This is a genomic window from Spirulina subsalsa FACHB-351, assembly GCF_026130165.1.
Classification (GTDB): domain Bacteria; phylum Cyanobacteriota; class Cyanobacteriia; order Cyanobacteriales; family Spirulinaceae; genus Spirulina_A; species Spirulina_A subsalsa_A.
This window is the reverse complement of record NZ_JAIHOM010000009.1, coordinates 1-25,276: the sequence shown is the minus strand read 5'-3', so window position 1 is coordinate 25,276 and position 25,276 is coordinate 1. Positions and strand designations below refer to the sequence as shown.

Here is a 25,276-nt window from a genome sequence, read left to right as displayed (position 1 = left end):
TGAACTTGTCAAGGTGGATCAATACCTGTTCAACCCAACCGTTATCATAAGAAATAGTCCAGATATTAGTTCGTCCTATTGAAGAGGAGCATGGTTAAACAATCGATGCCGAGTGCTGAAAATCCAGAAGCCATTCGTTTGCCGCGCACCAGTGAATCGGAAAAACTCAAACGAATTCGCCATACTGCTTCCCATGTCATGGCAATGGCTGTCCAAAAACTATTCCCCAAGGCACAGGTAACGATTGGCCCTTGGACAGAAACCGGGTTTTATTATGATTTTGACAATCCCGAACCCTTTACGGAAAAGGATTTAAAGACCATCAAGAAAGAGATGGATAAAATTATCCGGAAAAAACTGCCTGTGATTCGGGAGGAAGTGACGCGGGAAGAGGCAGAACGTCGTATCCAAGAGATTCAAGAACCCTACAAGCTAGAAATCCTCAACGAGATTATTAAACAAGACCCGATCACCCTCTATCATTTGGGGGAGGAATGGTGGGATCTCTGTGCGGGGCCCCATGTGGAGACGACGGAGGAATTGAATCCCAAGGCGATCGCACTAGAATCCATTGCCGGAGCCTATTGGCGCGGAGATGAGAAACGCCAACAACTCCAGCGTATTTATGCCACCGCTTGGGAAACCCCCGAACAACTGGCCGAATATAAGCGCCGCAAGGAAGAAGCCCTTAAACGAGATCACCGGAAACTGGGAAAAGAATTGGGGTTATTTATTTTCGCCGATCCCGTGGGTCCAGGTTTGCCCCTCTGGACTCCTAAAGGAACGATCATCCGTTCCCTCCTCGAAAACTTCTTACGGGAAGAACAAGTCAAACGGGGTTATCAACAAGTCGTAACGCCCCACATTGCCAAAGTAGACTTATTCAAAACCTCGGGACATTGGCAAAACTACCGCGAGGATATGTTCCCGATGATGGCCGAGGATGCAGAATCAGCCGAGTCAGAACAGGGGTTTGTGCTAAAACCCATGAACTGTCCGTTCCATGTGCAGATTTATAAAAGCCAGTTGCGTTCCTATCGGGATTTGCCCTTGCGTTTTGCGGAATTCGGCACCGTCTACCGTTATGAACAATCTGGGGAACTCGGGGGATTAACTCGGGTGCGCGGTTTTACCCAAGATGACTCCCATTTGTTTGTGACTCCAGATCAACTTGAATCAGAATTTCTCAATGTGGTGGATTTAATTCTCACGGTGTTTAAAAGTTTGCAGTTGAAGAACTTCCAAGCCCGTTTGAGTTTCCGCGATCCCGCTTCGGATAAATACATGGGTTCTGATGAAATTTGGAATAAGGCTGAAAATGCTATCCGTCACGCGGTGCAACATTTGGGGATGGATCATTTTGAGGCACCCGGTGAGGCGGCGTTTTATGGCCCTAAACTGGATTTTATTTTCCAAGATGCTTTAGAACGGGAATGGCAGTTAGGGACGGTGCAGGTGGATTATAATCTACCTCAGCGTTTTGATCTGGAGTATGTGGCCGAAGATGGCACCCGCCAGCGTCCCGTCATGATTCACCGTGCGCCCTTTGGTTCATTAGAACGATTGATCGGGATTCTCATTGAAGAGTATGCGGGGGATTTTCCCCTGTGGTTGGCTCCGGTGCAGGTGCGTTTACTGTCGGTGAGTGATGAGTTTCGGGCTTATGCGGATCAGGTTTGTGGGCAACTCAAAGGGGCCGGATTGCGGGCTGAGGTGGACTATAGCGGCGAACGACTGGCTAAGATGATCCGCAATGCAGAAAAGCAGAAAGTGCCTGTGATGGCCATTGTCGGGGCGAAGGAGGTGGAGAGCCAAACCTTGAGTCTTCGCACCCGGGCGAGTGGGGATTTGGGTTCTATGGAGGTGGCAGAGGTGTTAGAGAAAATTCAGGGTGCGATCGCCCAACACGAAAATTTCTAACCCCTTCACTGGGTTTATCCGGGGGATTCTTCACCCAGGAAACTGAGTATAAAGCCCCGTCCTTTTAGGGCGGGGAATTTTCAACGATTAATCGATTCCACCCGAGAGGTGATAAACCGATTCATCCAATTGACTAAATATTCCCGATTAGCGGCTTTTTCGGCTGGGTCAGTAGTATTTAGGGGATGGGGTGCTAACCCAGTAATGGCGGCGGTGGTGACGCAAAACATCGACTTTTGAAAGGTGGCGCAAATTTGCACCAATAAATCATCTTCTTGGCGTGGGGTGGCTTGATAGATTTTGTGCAGATAGTCGGGGAGGTAGTGGCGCATATCCTGCATTAAGAGGGTGGGGGGAATGCCAGACCCCCCAACAGGTAAGGGATCGGCGTAGAGTGCGCCGTAGGTGAAACTGGCTTGGTCGCCGGGGATTTGGTAGGCTTGGGCGTTGTAGGAAATCGTACCCGGGAAGGGAGTCCCTCGGAAGAAGACGGCCTCAACGTAGGGGACGGCGGTATCCATGAGGAAGGTTAATCCGACTTCGGGGGGGATAATGGGGTAGGTTTGGCCGCGGATTTCGACTTGGTAGGTGATGGGTCGGTTGGCATCGGCGACTAAACCGTTGAGGATATGCTGCACTACGTCGGGAATATGTTGGATTTCGCCCTGATCATAGCGATCGCTCAATTCAATAAAAATATCACTCATCACGCGCCAAAACTGCCCTAGGGCGCTGTAGTAAGCCATAACGCGCACCTGTTCGGGCAGAAATTCTGGGAAAATTTTATTCAGGGTTAACATAAAGGGATTACCCCGCCAACGGGCTTTTAAGGCTTCTTTAGCCCGTTGTCTAAATTCCGGGGTGTCTAGGTATTCATCCAGTGGGCCTCCTCCGTGCCAGAACATGGCTTTCATGCAGTATTCCGCATATTCAAAGTTAATCCGGTCGTGCCACCAATGTTTGAGCAGACGGGAGGGAGAAACATCCCCGTTAAAGTATTTGAAGAAGGGAAAGAGGACGAGAAACTGATGTTGTGAGGTGTAGATCAGGTTACGGGAGTAAGCATCCAAGACTACGCCGTAACTTTTGAGGATGCCGACGACTTCCATCACATTTTGGGGGGAATCTTGGAGTAATGCTTCTCCCCTTTCTAACCGTTCAATGTAATCAATGAGGGGATGTTGTGCAAGGGATTTGGTGGGAGTGTTTACCATAGTGTTGTTTAGGGGGGCAAATCAAGAAGAGAGGCTAGGCATGGAGCTTTGAGAATTGATAATTAATAATTGTGAATTAATAATTAATGATTAATGATTGATAATTGTTAATTATTCCCTGACCTTGACGGGAGAACATTCATGCTTAACTCGTCACCAAGGGACAAGGCTTGATCTGGGGCTTGGGCGACCTGACTGAGTAAACTGGGACTGACCACTAGGGCTGTGGCATCGGTTTCACTCCAGCGCACCATCCAACTGGGTTGTAATCCCAAAATAACAATAAATAAGGCGAGAATGATCGCGGGAATGCGATCGCCCCAGTCCACTTGAGGCAGTTGACTTAAAGACTCCGTTAAACGCCCGAAAAAGACTTTGTTAATCATTAACAGGAAGTAAACGGCCGTTAGTCCTGTTCCCACTAAACAAACCAAGGTTTGTAGTGGAAAAATCGGGAAAGCTGCCCGAAAAACCAAAAATTCGGCGATAAAGCCCACCATGCCCGGAATTCCAGCACTGGCCATTACGCCTAAAATCATCAAACTGCCAATAATCGGGAGGCCTTTCTCCGGATTCAACAGCCCCCGTAACACATTCACATCCCGGGTGCCGGTTTTTTTATACACCACGCCCACTAAGAGGAACAAGAGGGCAGAGATTAAACCATGACTGATCATCTGGAACATGGCGGCCGTTAAGGCGAGGGGGGTAGAAGCACTAGCCGCCAAGAGAACGTAGGCCATGTGAGCAATGGAGGAGTAGGCGACCACTTTTTTCATATCTTGTTGTGCGATCGCAGCAAAGGCCCCATACAAGGCACTAATCGCCGCTAAGGTAGCTAACCACGGGGCGAGGGTAATCCAAGCCTCAAAGAATAACCCCACCCCAAAGCGCAATAAACCGTAAGTTCCCAATTTCAACAACACCCCCGCCAAAAGGACAGAAACGGGAGTCGAGGCCTCAACGTGGGCATCGGGAAGCCAAGTATGGAAGGGGAAAATGGGGATTTTGATCAATAACCCCACTAACAAGGCCGCTAATAACCACAGTTGAATCCCCAAGGGAATCACTTGCTCCCGTAAGGGTTCATAGTCAAAGGTACTGGCACCACTAAACCAAACTAACCCCAAGAAGGCCGCTAGGACTAAAATTCCCGACAGGGCAGTATAGATTAAGAACTTCATGGCCGCATAAGTCCGTCGCCCGCCCCCCCAAATCGCAATCAGGAAGTAAAGGGGGATAATTTCCAGTTCATAGAACAGGAAAAACAGTAACAGGTCTTGGGCTAAAAATGCCCCCGCTACCCCAGTGCTTAATAACAAAATCAGGGCGTAGTAAAAACGGGGGCGTTGAATATTCACATTGCTGCTGTAAATCGCTATAAGGGTTAAAAAGCTATTTAAAAACAGCAAGGGCAAGGACAAACCGTCTAACCCCAGATGGTAGTTAAACCCTAACCAACTAATCCAAGGGATATATTCTGTAAACTGCATGGCGGTTTGACTGGGGTCAAACTGAAACCCCAGAATCACATTCCACAATAAAATTACCCCCCCAAAAAGGAGGGCAATTATTCGCGGTCGGTTTTGATTGGGGTTGGTATTGGGAACCAGACTAATCAGAATGGCACCAAGGACTGGAAGCAGAATAAAAGCACTGAGCATGGTTTTTCCAGAGAAGCAACAACGAAAGGGAGTCGGGAGCAGGGGAGCGGAGGAGTGGGGGGGTCAGGAGTCGGGTGTAATGTCATTGACTAACTTTAGCCAGAAACCGGGTTGCGTTCATTGTCTAGTTTTCTCGATACACCCTAGTAAAAACCCGGTTTCTAATATCAATTATCAATTCTCAATTCTCAATTCCCTACTCCCCACGCCAGTTAGGCCAAATTAGACACTTGACTGAGAACCGAAGACCAATAGTTCAAGATGAACGACCATTGACCACTAAAGGTTAGCCAGAGTAAGACCGCAACCCCCAATAAAATGGTCAGGACATAGAATTGGGATTGACCGGAAATGTTGTATTTCAAGGTATTGCCACTGAAGAAGGTGGCGAATCCTACTAAATTAACGGCTCCATCGACAATATAGCGATCTATCCAAGCGGTGAGGTGAGAGAGGCTGGAAACCGCCCAGACTACGGTTAAATCGTAGATTTTGGCAATGTAGAAGTCGTAGGCAAAGAGGTCTTGAAAAAAGCGGATATAGACCCGGCTAGACCTTGCCCAAGACCGATTTAGGGGTAGGGTGAAGCCAATCACACAACCCAATAAACCCGAGGCCATCATTAGGGGAATGGCAAAGGGCAACCATGCACTATCGGGTTCACTCAGGGGAGCCGCGAGACTCAGCCAAAAGGGCCAACGAATGGGGACGATGGGGGCGAGTAAGGTGAGAACCGTTAAGGTCACCATGGGGAAGGCCATCGCCCAAGGGGCCTCGGGGGCGCGTCGGGTTTTGGGTTGGGTTGACCCCAAGAAGACTAAACGGAATACCCGGGTGAGGTTAATGGCACTCAAGAGGTTGACGAACAACAGGATGAGCATTAACCACCAGGGGATGTGCCAGGAGCCATTTAACCAGCGTTGGAGGGTCCAGAACATTCCCAAGGGGAGTAAACCAATTAATCCGGCGGAACCGACTACAAAGGCGCTGGTTGTGGCGGGCATTTTCGCCCAGAGGCCGCCCATTTCGGTGATGTTTTGGTTGCTGGTGTTGAGGATAATAGAACCAATACTCATGAATAGTAGGGCTTTGGCGATCGCATGAGTACAGAGTAGGATAAAGGCAATATCTACTTGTCCTAGTCCCACGGCAATAAAGACTAAACCCAGATAGACGCTGGTGGAGTGGGATAGGGTGCGCTTGATGTCAATTTGTGCGATCGCCATCCAAGAAGCCCCAATTGCTGTCACCGTCCCAATCACAATCAAAGCATCCGAAGCAATGGGCGATAGGGTAAAAACGGGCTGCAACTTCACCAACACATAAGCCCCCGCACTCACCACAATGGAGTTCCGCATAATCCCTGCCGGATTCGGTCCTTCCATCGCCTCATCTAACCACAAATTTAGAGGAAATTGGGCGCATTTCCCTGTCGGTCCGGCAATTAAGGCTAATCCCAATAAGGTGGCCGTTAATGGGGCAACCGGGGCCGTTTCCGCCCAACTTTCTAAATCACTAAAGTCCAACCCTTCCCCATAACTGGAGAGAGCCACCACACCCATTAACAGCATAATATCCCCCACCCGTTTAGTCAGGAAGGCATCCCGGGCGGCCGTTACTACCAACGGTTGAGCATACCAAAAACCCACCAATAAATAGGTCGAGAGCGTTAAACCCTCCAATAGCCCGTAGCTTAAGAGTAAAGAATCACTAATCGTAATTCCCCCTAACGCCGCTTCAAAGAACCCCATCAACCCATAAAAACGGGCTAAAGACCAGTCCTTTTCCATATAACCCAGAGCATAGATTTGGGTGAGTAAACTAATCACCGTCACCACCTCTAACGCCCCTAAACTCACCGGAGAAATTTCTACCGCTAACGTTAACTTTAAATCCGCCACCTGCAACCAATTTAAAGTTAACTGCTGGGCTGGTTTTCCCCAAATCGATTGAAAGGCAATAGAGCCATGCAGAAAAGCGGCAAGGCTCATCAAAAGGTTAAAGTAGGCCGCTGGTCGCGGTCCGGTTCTGCGCACAATCCCCATCGACCAAGGTAGGGTTAAAACTGCACCGATCAACCCATAAATTGGAATAAACCAACTCGTTTCTACCAAAAAATTTGTCATAAAATATAGTGGCAAATACAAAAATCAAAAAACATAAAATTGCTTGACAGAATGTCAAAAGATTTACGTCAAATTTTTACAAAAAAAGAGCCTTGACTTATGCTCAATCTAATCCCTCGGCAGCTGCCTCTAATTTTATAAATATAAACCCACAGGGCCACCGTTTTTATGTTCACTATTCCCCACTCCTCAAGGCTTCCCTACCACTCCATGAGTTCCCTTAGAATTTGAGATATTTTTTAACATTGAGGTTTTTTCACGTTTTTGTGAGCAATTACTCATTGACAAATGAGCAGAGATAACCAGACCTAGATGAGGCGTAAGAGTGTGAACTACCCCACCCTGCCGTTGGCGAGGATGGGGCTTCCTGATTCAACGGGAACTGCATCCAACAAAACCGATGTTTTGCCAGGTTGTCTTACACTCCCTCCCCAGGCAGTATCGCTGGTTCCCAACGACAAGATCCGCAAGGCTTCATTTCTGATATTTTGGGCTGCGTTGACATCTCGATCATGGCAAGTCCCACAATGTTGACATTGCCATTGACGAATATCTAACGACAAACTATCTACTCGGTTGAGGCAAACGTGACAGGTTTTAGAGGAGGCAAAGAAACGGTCAACCTCAATATAGGTTTTTCCTTCCCACTCCGCTTTATATTTAAGCATTGTGGTGAACATTCCCCAGCCTACATCACTAATCGCCTTGGCTAGTTTGGGGTTTCGTACCATCCCTTTTACATTCAGATTCTCTACAGCAATAACTTGGTTTTCGTTGACTATCTTGCGGGATAGTTTGTGTAGAAAGTCTTCACGGCAACGGGCCGTCTTGCCATAAACCTTAGCTACTTTTTGTTTGGCTTTAGTTCTATTCTGACTCCCCTTTTGCTTCCGGGATAGTTTTTGTTGTTGGCGTTTAAGGTTACGGTGATGTTTGGCGAAATGACGGGGATTATCATACTTTGACCCATCACTGGTAATGGCGAAATGAGTCAATCCAACGTCAATGCCAACCGCTTTACCTTCGGTAGACTGACTGGGAGTTTCTTGCCCATCATCCACCAATACCGAAGCATAGTATTGTCCATCAGAATTCTGGGAGACAGTCACAGTTTTGATTGTCCCTTCAAATTCTCGATGACGATGGCAGTAGACTAGCCCAATCTTCCCAGGTAGTTTGATAGAGTCTCCCTCAAACTTAACGTTGGCGGGATAACTTAATGACTGCCGACCATGCTTTGACTTGAAACGGGGCAATTGCGCCCGCTTCTCAAAGAAGTTTTTATAGGCAGTGGAAAGATTAAGAGCAACAACTTGCAAGGACTGGGAATAGGCATCCGTTAGCCAAGGGTATTCCTTTTTTAACCCTGGTAACAGACCCTGGATATATCCACGAGATAATCCTTTGCCTGTCTTGAGATAGGTTTCTTGGCATAGGTTGAGTGCAAAATTCCAATACCAACGACAGCATCCAAAGGCCTTGGCGAGAGACGCTTTTTGGTCGTCGGTTGGGTAGATGCGATACTTGTATGCCTTATACATTATCTTTATTTGCTGTTGCCGATCACATTGTAGCTGCTCATCCGATGATTCCCTATCGCTCAGTTGGTTTATTGGTTGCTATTCATCCCCTCCCTGCAAGGGAGGAAGGGGAATTCAGCAACATTTTGTTAAACCTTCTGGGCTTTAGCCTTTGACTGGTGGAAAATTGACCCGACGGCCTTTGAGGTGAAGAAATTATAAAACACAGTCAAGCCAAGGAAAATACCCCTCGGGAAAGAATGGTCGCCCCTTTGGACAGAGCGTTTCTCTTGACTTATTAATTTTTGTTAACGGTGTCATTTAAAAATATCATAAAGATTTATATTGTCAAAGGTACAACGGTTTCCTATGCTTGTCTCTAGGTTAAAAATTCCCCCCCCCCGTGCTTAAAGTCTTGGTTGAAAAAATCATGGCTCAACATTGGAGTAGTCCGTGTTGGATAGCAGAATGTTGGGTAAGGTTGCGATCAGTGATGCACACTGGTTATGACTAAGTGTTCAGGCTGGGGGTGGGAGGTAAATTCATTAAGAATTACCCCAAGGAATGATACTCAAACTGAGTCAATCTAAAACGGAGTCAATCTAAAACTGGGTGAGCCAATTCATTCAGTTTGTGTCCCCTGCTCATGTAAGCTAGTTATGTGGGTGAAATGACCCAGAATTTTGGATCTGGCATTCGCTAAAGCGCAGATCAATTCAGTTGAGTTCATTCATGGATTGTCCTTTTTATTTTGTGATTGCTTGCCCCAGAGGAGTTTTAAGATATGCCAATTGCTGTAGGAATGATTGAGACGTTAGGTTTCCCGGCTGTAGTGGAAGCTGCTGATGCAATGGTGAAGGCTGCCCGTGTCACGTTAGTGGGTTATGAAAAAATCGGGTCAGGTCGTGTCACAGTTATTGTGCGGGGTGATGTTTCTGAAGTGCAGGCTTCTGTTTCTGCGGGAATCGAGTCGGCTCGTCGCGTCAATGGTGGTGAAGTTCTTTCGACTCACATTATTGCCCGTCCCCATGAAAACTTGGAATATGTCCTACCCATTCGTTACACCGAAGAGGTGGAACAGTTCCGAACCTATTAGCCTGTGCTGAATCAGGCAAGCGGCTTTAGGAACATCCCTTTCGATTATTAAAATAGGAGTATAAACTCATGTCAATTGCTGTTGGAATGGTTGAAACATTAGGTTTTCCTGCCGTCGTAGAAGCGGCAGACGCGATGGTGAAAGCCGCCCGTGTCACGTTAGTGGGTTATGAAAAAATTGGTTCAGGTCGTGTCACCGTAATTGTGCGGGGTGATGTTTCTGAAGTCCAAGCGTCTGTCTCTGCGGGCATTGAAAACGTTAAACGAGTCAACGGTGGACAAGTGCTTTCGACTCATATCATTGCACGTCCCCATGAGAACTTAGAATACGTTCTGCCCATTCGTTACACCGAGGCGGTCGAACAGTTCCGAGAAAGTGTAAACCCTAGTGCTTTGAGACGATAAGCAAGACCATCATAATGCAGATTGCAAAGGTTTGTGGCACGGTAGTCAGCACGCAGAAACTTCCGACAATGACGGGGGTTAAGCTTTTACTGGTTCAGTTTGTTGATCGAGAGGGGGAACTGTTGCCTCGCTACGAAGTGGCAAGTGATCAAGTGGGAGCAGGTTTAGATGAATGGGTGTTAGTCAGTCGTCGGGCGATCGCACCCCATCCAGAAGGCGCTGATGTCCGTCCCGTCGATGCAATGATTGTGGGCATTATCGACACCGTATCCGTAAGCAACGGTTTGCTGTATAGCAAGAAAGACGAATACCGTTACCGCTAAGGATAGGAAAGGCTGCTAATTCGCGCACAGTCTCAACGGCAAACATTCTATTAATAAATTGCCAAATTTTAACGCAAGATCCTACGGGTCGGATAAGCCATCTACTCAGCCAGAGTAGCACCTAAAGCTCAAGTTGAGGAGGGAAAGGCTCTGACCAAAGTGTAACTCTTGTCAGGGGCAAGTCAGGTCAGACCCCAAGGTTTCAAACCGATTCCTCAAAACTTGATCCTGACCCCCCATCCAAACCGCACAAATGGCCCTTAATTTTGGGAGGGATAGAGTCATGGCAGTCCGCAGGAAAGCGGCTCCTCCAACTCCGGGTTTAGCCGAACCCCAAATCAACAAAACCGCTCAAATCCACTCGTTCGCCAACATCATCGGAGATGTGCGCGTCAGTGCGAATGCGCGAATTTCGCCCGGCACATCCATCCGAGCCGATGAAGGTTTCCCCTTTTATATCGGGGAAAACGCAACGATTCAAGATGGGGTTGTGATTCATGGATTAGAACGGGGTCGAGTCATTGGAGATGACGGACAAATTTACTCCGCTTGGATTGGCAACAACACCTATGTGACCCATATGGCGTTGATTCATGGCCCAGCTTATGTGGGCAATGATTGCTTTATTGGCTTCCGGTCCACCGTGTTTAATGCTCGCATCGGTCACGGTTGTATCGTGATGATGCACACCCTCATTCAAGATGTCGAGATTGCACCGGGGAAATATGTTCCCTCCGGCTCCGTGATTACTAATCAGCAACAGGCCGATCGTCTCCCGGATGTGGAAGAGCAAGACAAAAAATTTGCTCGTCATGTAATGGGCATCGAAAAGGTATTTCACCCCGAGTATTGTAGTGCCGAGGATGCCAGTTGTCAGGTACCCCAAGGTGATGGGGCGAGCCAGTTTAGTCTAGGAAATGGCCAAACGGCAGAAGTTGATTATCAAGTTGATTATCAAACATTGGTAGGAAGTATGAGTTTGAATACAGAAACAGTTGATCAAGTGCGATCGCTCTTGAGACAAGGTTATGGCATCGGACTAGAACACGCCGACAAGCGTCGTTACCGTTCCAAATCTTGGCTCACTTGTGGAGCCGTCGAAGGACACCGCGAAGACCAAGTTCTCGCACAAATCGAAAACATCCTAGCCGAATATAGCGGCGAGTACGTGCGCTTAATTGGCATTGATACCAACGCCAAGCGCCGCGTCCTCGAAGCCATTATTCAACGCCCCGACGGCATCGCCACCCCCCAACGGACCCGCCCCGGCAAAGTTGTCCGCGCTAAGGCCTCTAGTGGCAGTGGTGGCAGCAGTTCCGGCGGCCTGAGTCCCGAAGTAGTCGAACAAGTCCGCGCCCTCCTGCGTCAAGGCTATAGAATCGGCACCGAACACGCCGACAAGCGCCGTTATCGCTCCAAATCTTGGCTCACCTGCCCCCAAATTCAAGCCACCCATGAAGCCGGAGCTTTACAAGAATTAGCCGCCTGCTTAGAAGAGCATCAAGGGGAATATGTGCGCCTGATTGGTATTGACTCAAGCGCCAAACGTCGCGTTCTGGAAATGATCATCCAACGCCCGGACGACAGCGCCCCCAGCACAGCATCCAGCCACTTTACTAGCTCTAGTAATGGAGCTAGTCCTGCTTATAATGGCAATGGTAATGGCAACGGGAACGGCGCTGGCGGTTTAAGCCCCGAAACTATCGAGCAAGTGCGCTCCCTGCTCCGTCAAGGCTACAGCATCAGCGCCGAACACGCCGATAAACGCCGTTATCGTTCCAAGTCTTGGCTGACCTGTGATGGCATTAACGGCAACACTGAAGCGCAAGTTCTCGCCGAACTGAAAAATCGCTTGGCCGAACACGCTGGGGAATATGTCCGGTTGATTGGAGTCGATTCTAACGCCAAACGTCGGGTAACACAAACCATCATCCAACGTCCCGAAGCGGCTGCTCCTGCCCCCGCCCCTACCTCTCGCACCGCCACCGCTAGCAGTGCCGTAGAAGCACCAGCCCCGACCAGCAACGGCAATGGCAAAGTCCAAGGGAAATTAAACCCCGAAGTAGTGGACTTGGTGCGTTCGATCCTGCGCCAAGGCTATCAAGTCGGCACCGAACACGCGGATAAACGCCGCTATCGGGTGAAATCTTGGCAGTCCTGCTCCCCCATTAACTCGTCCTACGAACCGGAAGTATTAGCCCATTTGGAAGGCTGTTTAGCTGAACACCAAGGGGAATATGTTCGGTTGTTAGGGATTGATACCCAAGCCAAACGTCGGGTTGTTGAAGAGGTCATCCAACGGCCGTAAGGTGCTTTCCTTGAAAGCCTAGGTGAGGGGAATAGATTCAAGTCCGATCTCTCCCCCTAACCTGACTCTTGGTAAGAGTGAGTTTTCTCTGATCTCGTTTATCCCGCCCCCTTGAACCATGCCTTTGCAACCTTTGCAACTGGTTGATACGCCCACTGTGCGAATCAACGGTGATGTAACCATTCATCCCAGCGCTGCGATCGCCCCCGGAGTTATCCTACAAGCTGCACCCCAGAGTCAGATTATCATTGCAGCCGGGGCTTGTATTGGTATGGGTGTCATTCTCAATGCCTATCAAGGCACCATAGAACTAGAAACTGGGGTCAGTCTGGGGCCTGGGGTTTTAATCGTCGGACAGTGCAAAATCGGGGCTAATACTTGTATTGGGGGAGCAACAACTATTTATAACGCTGATGTTCCTGCTCTACAAGTGATTCCCGCCGGATCTTTAATCGGAGATCCTTCTCGGCAAGTGGTTATTTCAGAAACTCCGGCTTTGGAGTCCAGCCCGGTAGAGTCTAGCACAGCCGATTCTAGTTCTTTAACCGACGATTTATGGTCAGAAGACTCCCCACCCGAGGAACCACCCCAATGGACAGAGGGAGAACTCGAAACCACAGCCCCTCAACCAGAAGCCCAAGAATTCTTTCAGGATTCAGAGGAATCAGTTAAACCCCCCGGAACTCCCGTATTTGGTAAGGTTTATGTCAATCAATTATTACTAACCTTATTCCCCCAAGGTCACTCTTTAAATCAGCGCAATGGTGATGAGAAATGAGTCAGACCTTCCCCTAGTGTCCCCTGAGTTGGAGTCCATAAAACAAACTCGGGTTGGAGTTTGTCCAGCTAACTCTTTAGCTCATCGCTAGGTCTGAAACAATTCGTAAATCAGGTTCATCTTTTTTACCGTTTGTGAGAGTATTTACTCAGGTAAAAAAATAAAAACTTAAGGAAAAGTTTTAGCGTGAATTAGACAAAGGAGTGTCAAGATTGCCCTAGTGGCAAAGGCAAGAAAAAACTTAAGCAATAGTTTTAACTCAGTTTTTTAGTCGAAAACAAGTTCGATTGTCTTGATCCCTAAAATTATTTTTTCTGGGCATCTCAAAAGTTTTAAATAGTGCATAATCTATCAAGGTTCTCCGAATGAGGATCTTGGAACTTTGTGTTTTTTTACAGCCATTTACCAATCATTAATTTATTTAATCTTACTTAGAAGAAAGAAATATTTAAAAAAAGTCACAAGTTCAAAATATTTATTAAAAAAAAACAAAGTTCATGGTAAGCTGAAGTCTATCAGAAGCAAATCGTTGACATTAAGTTTGACTTCACAGTTAAGAAGAAGTGGGCTATCAGTCTGAGGCATTCTTCCGGCTTAGGGTAAAACAGCCAAATTTGCCAGTTCCCCGAGTTGTTGCCACAACTTGGGCAGCAAAGGAGTCTGGGTTTTTTTCCCGTGCAGTCCGAGTAATGTAGACAGACTTTCCGTAGTGGTCGCTTCTCCCTAACAGATAAATTGCATTCAAATGCAAAAGCTAAGAGTAAGGAATACGCCTCAAAGTTGAAGGAGGAATCGAGGAATATGGTACAAGCGAAATCTGCTCCTGGGTTCAAGGCTGGTGTCCAAGACTACCGCCTGACCTATTACACCCCGGATTACACACCCAAGGATACAGATCTTCTGGCCTGCTTTCGGATGACACCCCAACCCGGTGTTCCTCCTGAAGAAGCAGGTGCTGCGGTAGCCGCAGAATCTTCTACAGGGACATGGACCACGGTTTGGACTGATAACCTGACCGACTTAGACCGTTATAAAGGTCGTTGTTATGAAGTCGAAGCCGTACCCGGTGAAGACAACCAATACTTCTGTTTCGTGGCTTATCCCTTGGATCTGTTTGAAGAAGGATCTGTCACCAACATCCTGACCTCCTTGGTTGGGAACGTATTTGGTTTCAAAGCCCTGCGTGCGCTGCGTTTAGAAGACTTACGGATTCCCGTTGCCCTGCTGAAAACCTTCCAAGGGCCTCCTCACGGGATTGTAGTAGAACGGGACAAACTCAACAAATATGGTCGTCCTCTGTTAGGTTGTACCATTAAGCCCAAACTGGGTCTGTCTGCGAAGAACTACGGACGCGCTGTATATGAGTGTTTACGTGGTGGTTTGGACTTCACCAAAGACGACGAAAACATTAACTCTCAACCTTTCATGCGTTGGCGCGATCGCTTCCTCTTCGTCCAAGAAGCCATCGAAAAAGCCCAAGCTGAAACCAACGAAATCAAAGGTCACTACCTGAACGTAACCGCCGCCACCTGCGAAGAAATGCTCAAACGGGCAGAATTCGCTAAAGAAATCGGCACCCCCATCATCATGCACGACTTCATAACCGGGGGTTTCACCGCTAACACCACCTTAGCGCGCTGGTGTCGGGACAATGGCGTTCTGCTGCACATCCACCGTGCCATGCACGCCGTAATTGACCGTCAACGCAACCACGGGATTCACTTCCGTGTGCTAGCCAAGTGCTTACGGATGTCCGGTGGGGACCACCTGCACTCGGGAACCGTTGTGGGTAAATTAGAAGGGGAACGGGGCATTACAATGGGCTTCGTTGACCTGATGCGCGAAGACTATGTAGAAGAAGATCGTTCTCGCGGTATTTTCTTCACCCAAGACTGGGCTTCCATGCCTGGAACCATGCCTGTGGCTTCCGGTGGGATTCACGTATGGCATATGCCCGCCCTGGTGGAAATCTTCGGCGATGATTCCTGCTTACAGTTCGGTGGTGGTACTCTGGGACACCCCTGGGGGAATGCACCCGGTGCAACCGCTAACCGTGTGGCTCTTGAAGCTTGTGTCCAAGCTCGGAACGAAGGTCGCAGCTTGGCACGGGAAGGCAATGATGTCATCCGTGAAGCTTGCCGTTGGAGTCCTGAACTGAAAGCGGCTTGTGAACTCTGGAAAGAAATCAAATTCGAGTTCGAGGCAATGGACACCCTGTAAGAAGGAAGGACAAGTAAGAAGGAAAAAGTACCTAGAGTTACTTTTCTCCTTTTTGCTTGACCCTAAAATCAGTCGGGTTGGGACAGCTTATGCCGCATGAATCCAAAGCAAATTGCCAAAGACACAGCCAAAGTTCTGCAAAGTTATTTAACTTATCAGGCAGTACGGACGATTGTTGATCAGTTATCGGAAACTAATCCCACCCAAGCTATTTGGTTAAGTCAGTATTCTGCGGGCAAAATGCAGGATGGTGAAATCTACCTAGAAGGCTTGATGTTGGAGCATAAGGATCTGGTGCTGAGGATTCTCACTGTACGAGAAACGATTGCCGAAGCGGTTCTAGAGTTTTTACCGGAGATGGTACAAATAGGCATTCAACAGTCTAATGCGGAGTATCGTCGCCAAGTCTTAGAACGCTTAACTCGTTCTCAACCCCTGACTGAGATCCCTTCTTTAGAGTCCATGACTGAGTTAGAGGGGGGTAGTCCTCCGCGACAAGATGAGCCTAGCTCTACTGATTAATTATTACCATCCACGAGGAAGAGAAACGAATGAAGACATTACCTAAAGAGAAACGTTACGAAACTCTGTCCTACTTACCTCCTTTGACGGATCAGCAAGTGGCCAAGCAGATCGAGTATATGCTGGAACAAGGCTTTATCCCGGCGGTGGAATTTGAAGAAGATCCCAGTCCTGCGGATCACCACTGGACTCTGTGGAAACTGCCTCTGTTCTCTGCTAACTCTTCTCAAGAAGTGCTGAACGAAGTGCGGGAGTGCCGTCAAGAGTATCCTAACAGCTATGTGCGCGTGATTGGGTTTGACAATATCAAACAATGCCAAACCATGAGTTTCATTGTGTACAAACCCGGTATGAGCCGTTACTAAGGTTCTCTAGTTCTTATTGAACTTAAGAAGGGGGAAGTCTTAAATGATTTCCCCCTTTTTTCCTAGGTGTTGACTACTGTTTTGTGGCGAGTTGTTGGGTTAACCCATCAATACTCGGAGAGAATCTCACTTGTTGCCGAAATTGGGTAAATTCGGATCAAGACTTAATAATTCCACTGCTCGTTGTTTGCTCTCTCGGAAATAGAGAAACATTATCAGGGCAAGACTTAGATTGACTACTGTCACTCCTTTGGGGTAGGGGCTGGCAGAAAAAGATGAGATGATGTTGCTGGCCAATTCTACTTGTCAAAAGTGGGTGGGTGTGTTATGTTAGTAAATCGGAAGGACGCATAGCTCAGTTGGTTAGAGTACTACGTTGACATCGTAGGGGTCACTGGTTCGAACCCAGTTGCGTCCACTTTTATCCTCCCAATTATATTGCCCCAATTATATAGCATGGACTACGGGCTAAACCTGTGTATTCCTATACAGGTGGACATTTCAATGTTGTATAGGTTTATACAGGTTTTGTACAGGAAGGCAAAAATGTAAATTTTGAGTAAATCGAGATAACCAAGAATTGAGTGAATTCTTAAGGCCTATATGCAGTAAGGTTTTAAAGGGTATGGGCGGTACTGGACTCGAACCAGTGACATCCTGCTTGTAAGGCAGGCGCTCTACCAACTGAGCTAACCGCCCCTTTGTTGAACCTTATGTATATTAGCACACTTTTTTAAAATTGCAATGCCTTCTGGTCGAATTCATGATCGAGTGACGTTATGGAGTCTTCCCTGGATTGCGGGGGGAGCGTTTGCGGTGACGCGGAGTGGGGAGTTGACGTTAATTATCACGGGGGGGTTTTTGTTTAGTGGGTTGATGTTTGGCCCGGATTTGGATATTTATTCAGTGCAGTTTAAGCGCTGGGGTAAACTGCGCTGGCTGTGGATTCCCTATCAAAAGGCGTTGAGTCATCGTTCTAAGTTGTCTCATGGGTTTTTAATTGGCACGATTCTACGGGTGGTGTATTTGGGGGTGATTGTGTGGGGGGTGAGTTTATTGGGAATTGCGATCGCCCAACTGATTTGGGGTTTTGCCTGGAACTGGCAGCGTGTGGTAGTTAGCAGTTGGCAAAACTTCCCCCATTATCAAGCTGAGGCGATCGCTCTTTTTGTCGGTTTAGAATTAGGAGCGATGAGTCACAGTCTCGCCGACTGGACCGGTTCGACCCACAAACGTATTCAACGAAAAGGCTGGAAAACCCTCCTCCCCCAACCCAAAAAGCGTAAAACTCGTCGTAAAACCCTCACCAAACGCCAATAAACTATTGTTGTGAACTGATTCCTTTGATGCTATGTCTGTTTCTCACCATCCCGATCCCCAACTGACCCAAGCCATCCTCACCGCCCTCGAAGATTTAGTTAAAGTCGTGGCACAATTGCGATCGCCCGAAGGTGGATGTCCTTGGGATCTCCAACAAACCCCGGAAAGCCTCATCCCCTACGTTATTGAAGAAGCCTACGAAGTCGTTGCGGCCATCCAAAGCGGCGATCAAAAAGCCATAGTCGAAGAACTGGGCGACCTACTCCTACAAGTCGTTCTACAAGCCCAAATCGCCCAAGATGAAGCCCAATTTACCCTAGCCGAAGTCGCCCAAGGCATCAGCGAGAAACTCATCCGCCGTCATCCCCACGTTTTTGGGGACTTACCCGTAGAGAATTTAGAGCAAATCCACCGCAACTGGGAAGCCATCAAAGCCGCCGAAAAAGGACAATCTCCCGACAATCCCCCACCCCTCAGCCAAAAAGTGGCCGAATACCCCCGCAAACTGCCCCCCCTCCTCGCCACCCTCAAACTCTCCCAAAAAGCCGCCGCCGCCGGGTTAGAGTGGGACTGTATTGAGGATGTTTGGGCGAAATTCCACGAAGAACTAGAGGAATTTCAAGCCGCCCTCGCCACAGAGGACAAAGCCCATCAACAAGCGGAATTAGGGGATTTACTCTTTACCTTAGTCAATTTAGCCCGGTGGTATGATCTCGACCCGTCCCAAGCCATCCAAGGCACCAATCACCGTTTTATCCAGCGTTTGGAAAAAATGGAAGAATTGGTGAGTGGTTCTCTTACTGAATACTCTGGAGCAGAATTAGACCAAATGTGGCAACAGGCGAAGGCGCAACTAGGTCACTGAACTCCCCGGAGAAAACTTCCCCCCGTTAGGATGTGGCTAGATTTTGCACAAGGAAGACAGGAGAGCGTAGAATACGGTTTAACATGGCGTGACTGGGTGAGGAGAAGGCAAGATGACACAGTTAAAAGTCGGTCTTTTATTTGGGGGACGGTCGGGAGAGCATGAGGTGTCCATTGCCTCGGCCCAGGCGATCGCCCGAGGGATTACCGCCCCCGAAAACCAAAGCAAATACAGCCTGACTCTGTTTTACATTGATAAAAATGGGGTCTGGCATCCTCCCACCGTCTCCCAAGAGGTCTTAGCCCAAGGTGTTCCGCTACCGGAAACCGATATTCAGCCCGCCCAACTCTGGCAATTTCCCCCAGAAGCGGCGGAAATCGAGGTCTGGTTCCCCATCCTCCACGGTCCCAACGGTGAAGATGGCACCATACAAGGTTTATTAACCTTAATGCAAGTCCCCTGTGTGGGGAGTGGGGTACTCGGATCCGCCGTGGGGATGGATAAGTTGGCCATGAAGGGGGTTTTCGGTCAAGCGGGACTGCCCCAAGTGAAGTATATGGGCGTGACTCGTTCCCAAGTCTGGTCTAATCCCTGTGTATTTCCCAAACTCTGCGATGAGATTGAGGCTACATTAGGTTATCCCTGTTTTGTCAAACCTGCGAATCTAGGCTCTTCCGTTGGCATTAGCAAGGTCCGCACCCGTAGCGAGTTGGAAGCTGCCTTAGATAGTGCCGCCAGTTACGACCGCCGGATTATTATTGAGGCGGGTGTAACAGCGCGGGAGGTGGAATGTGCGGTTTTGGGTAAAGAGCAGCCTCAAGCTTCTGTTGTGGGTGAAATTAGCTTTAACAGCGACTTCTACGACTACGAAACGAAATACACGGCCGGACGAGCGGATTTAACTATTCCTGCTGCTCTCCCAGAGTCGGTTAGCCAACAAATTCAGGAGATGGCTATTCAAGCGTTCACGACTCTAGACTGTGCTGGATTAGCTCGGGTGGACTTTTTCTATGTGGAGTCCACGGGGGAGGTATTAATTAATGAGGTGAACACCTTACCGGGTTTTACGGCCACCAGTATGTATCCTCAGTTATGGGAGGCGACGGGTGTCCCCTTTCCGGAGTTGGTGGATCAATTGATTCAGTTGGCTTGTTCTCTTGAGTAGACAATACCTGATGAATTATTAAAATGCAGTAGTCTTCCCCAAACCCTATCTTAAGATATATGCCGCCGTCCCTCACCACAACCCCTCTGACGGAGTTCTTGACTCAAGGAGATTGGGTCTAGAACTTACAGTTGAGCACATTGTAGCCATGACTCGGCAAAAATCCTGAGTGAATTTATATAATTTTTACTTATATAAAAAATAATTGGTTTCTCCCTATCGAAAGAGACAAAAGTCTAGACGATTGTCTATGATGAAACCATTAAAATTTCCTAAAATTGTCCCCATTGATCCCCCAAAGCGGTGGGATTGCCAGCCCCAAATCGTGAGGTAGTGTTTCTATGCCTGATTTTTTCAGCCAGACCATTTGGCTCATTCCCTGCTATGCCTTGATTGGTGCGGGTCTTGCCCTACCTTGGTCGCCGGGATTTATTCGCCGAACCGGACCCCGCCCGGCCGGATATATTAACGCCCTGATGACCTTCATGGCGTTTGTCCATAGCCTGATTGCCTTAGTGCAAAGCTGGAAACAGCCGCCTTATGGTCTTTCCTTCGAGTGGCTCAATGCTCCCGGATTAACCATTAGCCTAGACTTGGAAATTTCCAGCGTCGCCCTAGGGGCTTGTGTTCTGATTACGGGTTTAAACTTGGTCGCTCAAATTTATGCGATCGCCTACCTAGAAATGGATTGGGGCTGGGCCCGTCTTTACTCCCTCCTGGGACTGTTTGAAGCGGGAATGTGTCTGCTAGTCCTCTGTAGCTCCCTCTTCTTCAGCTACGTCATTCTAGAAATCCTCACCCTCGGCACCTATCTAATTGTGGGGATTTGGTACAATCAATCCCTCGTGGTCACTGGGGCCCGAGATGCGTTTCTCACCAAACGGGTGGGCGACCTGATTCTGTTGATGGCCGTGGTTGCCCTCTTGCCCCTCTCGGGAACCTGGAACTTTAGGGAACTAGCGCTCTGGGCGCAAACGGTAAACCTTGACCCCACCCTAGCCACCCTGTTGGCCCTAGCTCTAATTGCCGGTCCGGTGGCCAAATGCGCCCAGTTTCCCCTTCACCTCTGGCTCGATGAAGCCATGGAGGGACCCTACCCCGCCACCATTCTCCGGAATACCGTCGTGGTATCTACAGGCGCTTGGGTGTTGATTAAAGTGCAACCCATTCTCGCCCTTTCCCCCTTGGGGTCTAGCGTTGTCTTCGCCATTGGGGCAGCTACTGCGGTGGGAACCAGCCTGATTTCTGTGGCTCAAATTGATGTGAAACGGGTTTTGTCCTATCTCACCAGCGCCTATCTGGGGATTATTTTCATCGCCGTCGGTGTTGGGGCAACTCAGGCCGCGCTAGTCTTACTCCTCACCTATGCTCTGGCCATGTCCCTCCTGATTATGAGTACCGGGGGAATTGTTCTCAACAACATCAGCCAAGACCTCACCCAATATGGCGGTCTATGGTCCCGTCGTCCCATTTCGGGCCTCTGTCTGATGGTGGGGGGTGTGTCCCTGATTGCTCTCCCTCCCTTTGCTGGCTTTTGGTCTTTAGTCCCCATTGCTGAAGCACTCTGGGACAGTCATCCCTCATTGTTTGTCGTAGTGTTGGCGGTTAACGCCATCGTAGCTTTTAGTGTAACTCGTCTCTTTGGGCGAATGTTTGCTGGGGCTGTGACGGATTTTACCCGTCGTTCCCCGGAGGGGCTTTGGTTGCTAGTCCTGCCGATGACTGTGGTCGCGGGTGTCACCCTCCATTTGCCTTTACTGTTTGTGCAATGGCAACTGCTTCCCGATTGGGCGACGGTGAATCCGGTTCTGGCGGTTTTGCTTACGGGGTCGAGTTTAGGGGGAATTGGCTTGGGGGCTATGGTTTATCTGAATCCTAACTGGCCTAAACCCGTTAAACTCAGTTCCCAAGCCCTACAAGATTTCTTTGCCTATGATTTCTATACTCCCCAACTGTATAAGGGAACGATCATTTTTGTGGTGGATCGGATTTCTAAAGCGGTGTATTGGTTAGACCGCTACATCATTGATGGGGCGGTGAATTTGGTCGGTTTGGCGACGGTGTTTAGTGGGGAAACGCTCAAATATAACACCAGTGGGCGATCGCAATTTTACGCTTTCTCCATTATTCTCAGTGTCGCTGTCTTCATTGTCCTAACCATCTTCCCCTATTTTTCTAGCCTCTAATCCCCATCTTGTTCCCCCCATCTTATTCCCCCCATCTTGTTCCCCCCATCTTGTTCCCCCCATCTTGTTCCCCCCATCTTGTTCCCCCCTTCCAAAGGGGGGCTAGGGGCGATAAATCCACTCAAAGGGGGGCTAGGGGCGATAAATCCACTCAAAGGGGGGCTAGGGGCGATAAATCCCCCAACTTGGCAACTAGGGGCGATAAATCCACTCAAAGGGGGGCTAGGGGCGATAAATCCACTCAAAGGGGGGCTAGGGGCGATAAATCCCCCAACTTGGCAACTAGGGGGGATACTCCCTTAGCAATCCTGCTCAACTCTATTACATCTTGTTAATCAACCATGCTCACAACCCTGATTCTCATTCCCTTAATCGGAGCGTTACTGATTAGCCTCGTCAAATCGGGTACCGCCGCCCGTCAGTTTGCCCTCGGGACGGCTACGGTAGCCTTTATCTGGACGCTCTGGCTCTTGAGTCAATTTGATTTAAACGGGAGCGGCCTGCAATTTTCCGAATATATCCCCTGGGCCGATGCCATTGGTTTAAGTTATAGCCTCGGTGTAGATGGTCTGTCTCTGCCCTTGTTGGTCTTAAATGCCTTTTTAACGGCTGTCGTGGTCTATAGTAGTACCGCCGAGATTGGACGTTCTCAACTCTACTACGCCCTCATTCTCTTGGTGAATGCCGGGGTGGCCGGGGCTTTCCTTGCCCAGAATCTGCTGCTCTTCGTCCTCTGCTTTGAATTGGAGTTAATTCCCCTTTACTTACTCATTGCCATCTGGGGGGGCGAAAAACGGGGCTATGCAGCCATGAAATTCCTCCTCTATACGGCACTGTCGGGAATTTTAATCTTGGCCGCTTTTTTGGGGGTAGTCGTCCTCAGTGGTCGCCTCAACTTTGATTACGACAGTCTCGCGAGTCAAAACCTCTCCCTCCAAGCCCAATTGATTATCCTGACCCTTCTGTTAGTGGGTTTAGGTATTAAAATCCCCTTGGTTCCCCTCCATACTTGGTCCCCGGATGCCTATGTGGAAGCTTCTCCTCCTATTGCCATTCTCTTGGGGGGTATTCTGGCTAAACTTGGCACCTACGGCTTAATTCGCTTTGGCCTCCAGATGTTCCCCCAAACTTGGTCCATTGTCGCCCCCGGATTAGCGGTTATTGGTGCCATTAGTGTGATGTATGGGTCTTTGAATGCGATCGCCCAACAAGATATCAAGCGCATGGTGGCCTACAGTTCCATTGGTCACATGGGCTATATCCTCGTTTCTGCCGCCGCCGGGACCGAATTGAGCATTTTAGGTGCGATCGCCCAAATGATTGCCCACGGCTTAATTCTCGCCCTCCTCTTTAACCTCGTCGGCATAGTAGAAACCAAAGTCGGCACCCGGGAACTCTCAAAACTCAACGGTTTAATGAACCCCATTCGTGGGCTACCTCTCGTCAGTGGTTTACTGGTAACAGCCGGGATGGCCAGCGCCGGAATTCCGGGATTAGTGGGGTTTGCGGCTGAATTTATCGTCTTTCAGGGCAGTTTTCCCGTGTTTCCCCTACCTACCCTCGTTTGTATCCTCTCCTCGGGGTTAACCGCCGTTTATTTTGTCATTCTGCTCAATCGTACCTGTTTCGGCAAACTAGACAACAACCTCGCCTATTATGATCGTCTGACTTGGGCCGAACGATGGCCGGCTTTAGTGTTGTGTGCCACAATCTTCTACTTTGGGCTACAACCGAACGCCCTGATTCGTTGGATGCAGCCCACGGCTGTGGCCATTGCCTCCACCCTACCCCCCACCCCGGAACTCATTGCCCAACAGCCCCAATAACCCTCTTTTGATCGTTCTTTTACCTAAATATTATGGTTCAATCCCCTCCCCAACCCACCAAAAACCCCCTTCCCCCCTCCCAGCATCCCTATGCTGAAATTATCCACCGTCTGGAAGCCGGGGGGTCCATGCTGCCCGACACTCCAGAAAACCTGATGCAAATTATCGGTATCTATAAAGCCTATGCTGTCCCCATGGATTTTTACTGGCGGGACTTACTCTATATTGCCGAACAAGTCTTTCTCAATCCCCTACCCGCCTTTAAATATTTTCTGCCCCAATCCTATCTAGATCGTCCCAATAGTTATGCCGGAGAACAATCAGAACTAAGAGTTTGGCGGGGGGGAGCCGGGGCGCATCCTGAACTGTTGGAATTTATGGAGCGGGGCGAAACCCGCAAAATGCCCAAGTTGTTCCATCACCTCTGGCATGATCGGATTAACATGGAGTTTGCGGAAGCTTGTATGCGCGCCATGCTGTGGCATCAAGGCATGGGGGGGGGCTTTTATGAGTACCTCGAAAGTGAGGACTATATCGCCAATTGCGATCGCGCCATCCGAGCCTATTTTAAAGGCAATCCCCTTATGCTCGGACTCTATAAACTCTTCCCCACCATGTTTTTAGAACAGGTGCGCCAACTCTCCTACTATGCCAACCTCGGCCTCTTCTGGGAAGTCATGGCCCCCGTCTTCTTTGAAATGTCCGACCTCTACGACGAAGGCAAATTAACCAGCGTCCCCGCCGCCATGGAATTCCTCGTTAACGGGATTTTTGCCGTCGCCAGTCGTCCCATTTACCATCACGTTTATATCCGAGGGGAATGTTACGAAATTATTCCCAAATCCCAAGGCTTTACTTGGCTCTACGAAGCCGCCCTACCCTATGTAGAAGCCGTCTTTTACCGTACTGCACCCTTCCGAGGCACAAAATCCTATAACGCCCAAGCCAAACAAGTTCCCTCAGAACAAAAAGACTTCCACTATGGCATTCTCTACGCCGATGTGTTCCCCGTCGGCAGTGCAGGCATTCCCCCCACCCTACTCATGCAGGATATGTCCCATTTCCTGCCCCCCTACTTACAGGAGTATTACAAACAACATTGTCGGGGGGAAGATGACCAATTAATCCAGTTAGGGATTACCTTCCAGCGTTCCATGTATAACGTCACCTCCGCCGTCATTCAAGCCCTACGTCAAGCCACCTGCTACCCCCTAGATGATCCTGATCCTGAACACTTACAAAAAAATCGGGACTTCTTCGAGGGTCAGTTAGATCGTTTTCTGCGTCCAGAAGCCCGATTAGCGGATATCCAACGTCCAGACTATCGTTGACAACTCCCCGCCGTAAACGGTCGGGGATTCTCGTGTCACAGGGAGACTCTAGCTGGAGTATAAACTCCAACCCCGATATCTTTACCCTCGACGAGCGTTGATACGGTCTGCCCGACCGCATTT

The 25,276-nt window shown here is 48.9% G+C and carries 19 protein-coding genes and 2 tRNA genes; 16 read left to right on the top strand and 5 right to left on the bottom strand.

Annotated elements, in window-relative coordinates:
- The first annotated feature begins 90 nt into the window (after positions 1 to 90).
- The gene (gene thrS / locus K4A83_RS02850; RefSeq protein WP_265262878.1) at positions 91 to 1,920 is read left to right on the top strand and encodes a threonine--tRNA ligase; all 1,830 of its coding nucleotides are present in this window, start codon (positions 91 to 93) and stop codon (positions 1,918 to 1,920) included.
- Positions 1,921 to 2,000: 80 nt separating this feature from the next.
- On the opposite strand, the gene K4A83_RS02845 is transcribed toward thrS, so the two are convergent.
- The 4 genes from K4A83_RS02845 to K4A83_RS02830 all read right to left on the bottom strand — a co-directional run bounded on the left by K4A83_RS02845 (position 2,001) and on the right by K4A83_RS02830 (position 8,465).
- The gene (locus K4A83_RS02845) at positions 2,001 to 3,134 is read right to left on the bottom strand and encodes a CO2 hydration protein (RefSeq protein WP_265262877.1); all 1,134 of its coding nucleotides are present in this window, start codon (positions 3,132 to 3,134) and stop codon (positions 2,001 to 2,003) included.
- A 107-nt stretch (positions 3,135 to 3,241) separates the two neighbouring features.
- Positions 3,242 to 4,798: an NADH-quinone oxidoreductase subunit M gene (locus K4A83_RS02840; RefSeq protein ID WP_265262876.1), complete on the bottom strand. Its 1,557-nt coding sequence runs from the start codon at positions 4,796 to 4,798 to the stop codon at positions 3,242 to 3,244.
- A 212-nt stretch (positions 4,799 to 5,010) separates the two neighbouring features.
- A complete protein-coding gene (locus K4A83_RS02835; RefSeq protein WP_265262875.1) occupies positions 5,011 to 6,924 on the bottom strand; it encodes an NAD(P)H-quinone oxidoreductase subunit F in 1,914 nt (637 codons plus the stop codon).
- Between the two features lie 332 nt (positions 6,925 to 7,256).
- Positions 7,257 to 8,465, bottom strand: coding sequence for an RNA-guided endonuclease InsQ/TnpB family protein (locus K4A83_RS02830; protein ID WP_265262874.1), 1,209 nt, complete (start codon positions 8,463 to 8,465; stop codon positions 7,257 to 7,259).
- Between the two features lie 763 nt (positions 8,466 to 9,228).
- Here K4A83_RS02830 and K4A83_RS02825 point away from each other — a divergent pair.
- The 9 genes from K4A83_RS02825 to K4A83_RS02785 all read left to right on the top strand — a co-directional run bounded on the left by K4A83_RS02825 (position 9,229) and on the right by K4A83_RS02785 (position 16,878).
- Positions 9,229 to 9,540, top strand: a complete 312-nt coding sequence (locus K4A83_RS02825; protein ID WP_017305975.1) for a carbon dioxide-concentrating mechanism protein CcmK — start codon at positions 9,229 to 9,231, stop codon at positions 9,538 to 9,540.
- Positions 9,541 to 9,608: 68 nt separating this feature from the next.
- Complete coding sequence (locus K4A83_RS02820) at positions 9,609 to 9,944, top strand: carbon dioxide-concentrating mechanism protein CcmK (protein WP_017305976.1); 336 nt, start codon at positions 9,609 to 9,611, stop codon at positions 9,942 to 9,944.
- 14 nt (positions 9,945 to 9,958) lie between these two features.
- Entirely contained in the window at positions 9,959 to 10,267 is a 309-nt protein-coding gene (locus K4A83_RS02815; RefSeq protein ID WP_265262873.1) for a EutN/CcmL family microcompartment protein, read from the top strand.
- 283 nt (positions 10,268 to 10,550) lie between these two features.
- Complete coding sequence (locus tag K4A83_RS02810) at positions 10,551 to 12,575, top strand: ribulose bisphosphate carboxylase small subunit (RefSeq protein WP_265262872.1); 2,025 nt, start codon at positions 10,551 to 10,553, stop codon at positions 12,573 to 12,575.
- A gap of 118 nt (positions 12,576 to 12,693) precedes the next feature.
- On the top strand, positions 12,694 to 13,353 hold the full coding sequence (locus tag K4A83_RS02805) for an LbetaH domain-containing protein (protein ID WP_265262871.1): 660 nt from the start codon (positions 12,694 to 12,696) through the stop codon (positions 13,351 to 13,353).
- 801 nt (positions 13,354 to 14,154) lie between these two features.
- Positions 14,155 to 15,573, top strand: a complete 1,419-nt coding sequence (locus K4A83_RS02800) for a form I ribulose bisphosphate carboxylase large subunit (RefSeq protein WP_265262870.1) — start codon at positions 14,155 to 14,157, stop codon at positions 15,571 to 15,573.
- Between the two features lie 96 nt (positions 15,574 to 15,669).
- A complete protein-coding gene (gene rcbX, locus K4A83_RS02795) occupies positions 15,670 to 16,095 on the top strand; it encodes a RuBisCO chaperone RbcX (protein WP_265262869.1) in 426 nt (141 codons plus the stop codon).
- A 29-nt stretch (positions 16,096 to 16,124) separates the two neighbouring features.
- A complete protein-coding gene (locus tag K4A83_RS02790) occupies positions 16,125 to 16,460 on the top strand; it encodes a ribulose bisphosphate carboxylase small subunit (RefSeq protein ID WP_265262868.1) in 336 nt (111 codons plus the stop codon).
- A 344-nt stretch (positions 16,461 to 16,804) separates the two neighbouring features.
- Positions 16,805 to 16,878: transfer RNA gene (locus K4A83_RS02785), tRNA-Val, on the top strand.
- Positions 16,879 to 17,086: 208 nt separating this feature from the next.
- On the opposite strand, the gene K4A83_RS02780 is transcribed toward K4A83_RS02785, so the two are convergent.
- A tRNA-Val gene (locus K4A83_RS02780) sits at positions 17,087 to 17,159 on the bottom strand.
- A gap of 45 nt (positions 17,160 to 17,204) precedes the next feature.
- Between K4A83_RS02780 and K4A83_RS02775 the strand changes: the two genes are divergently transcribed.
- From K4A83_RS02775 to K4A83_RS02750, 6 genes are all read left to right on the top strand, one after another.
- The gene (locus tag K4A83_RS02775; protein WP_265262866.1) at positions 17,205 to 17,780 is read left to right on the top strand and encodes a metal-binding protein; all 576 of its coding nucleotides are present in this window, start codon (positions 17,205 to 17,207) and stop codon (positions 17,778 to 17,780) included.
- A gap of 31 nt (positions 17,781 to 17,811) precedes the next feature.
- Positions 17,812 to 18,645, top strand: coding sequence for a nucleoside triphosphate pyrophosphohydrolase (mazG, locus tag K4A83_RS02770; protein WP_265262865.1), 834 nt, complete (start codon positions 17,812 to 17,814; stop codon positions 18,643 to 18,645).
- A gap of 112 nt (positions 18,646 to 18,757) precedes the next feature.
- Entirely contained in the window at positions 18,758 to 19,810 is a 1,053-nt protein-coding gene (locus tag K4A83_RS02765) for a D-alanine--D-alanine ligase family protein (protein WP_265262864.1), read from the top strand.
- A 341-nt stretch (positions 19,811 to 20,151) separates the two neighbouring features.
- Positions 20,152 to 21,996 (top strand): NAD(P)H-quinone oxidoreductase subunit F, encoded by a 1,845-nt coding sequence (locus tag K4A83_RS02760; protein WP_265262862.1) that lies wholly within the window; start codon positions 20,152 to 20,154, stop codon positions 21,994 to 21,996.
- Positions 21,997 to 22,337: 341 nt separating this feature from the next.
- Positions 22,338 to 23,822, top strand: a complete 1,485-nt coding sequence (locus K4A83_RS02755) for an NADH-quinone oxidoreductase subunit M (protein ID WP_265262861.1) — start codon at positions 22,338 to 22,340, stop codon at positions 23,820 to 23,822.
- Between the two features lie 32 nt (positions 23,823 to 23,854).
- On the top strand, positions 23,855 to 25,153 hold the full coding sequence (locus K4A83_RS02750) for a CO2 hydration protein (RefSeq protein ID WP_265262860.1): 1,299 nt from the start codon (positions 23,855 to 23,857) through the stop codon (positions 25,151 to 25,153).
- Positions 25,154 to 25,276 lie beyond the last annotated feature (123 nt).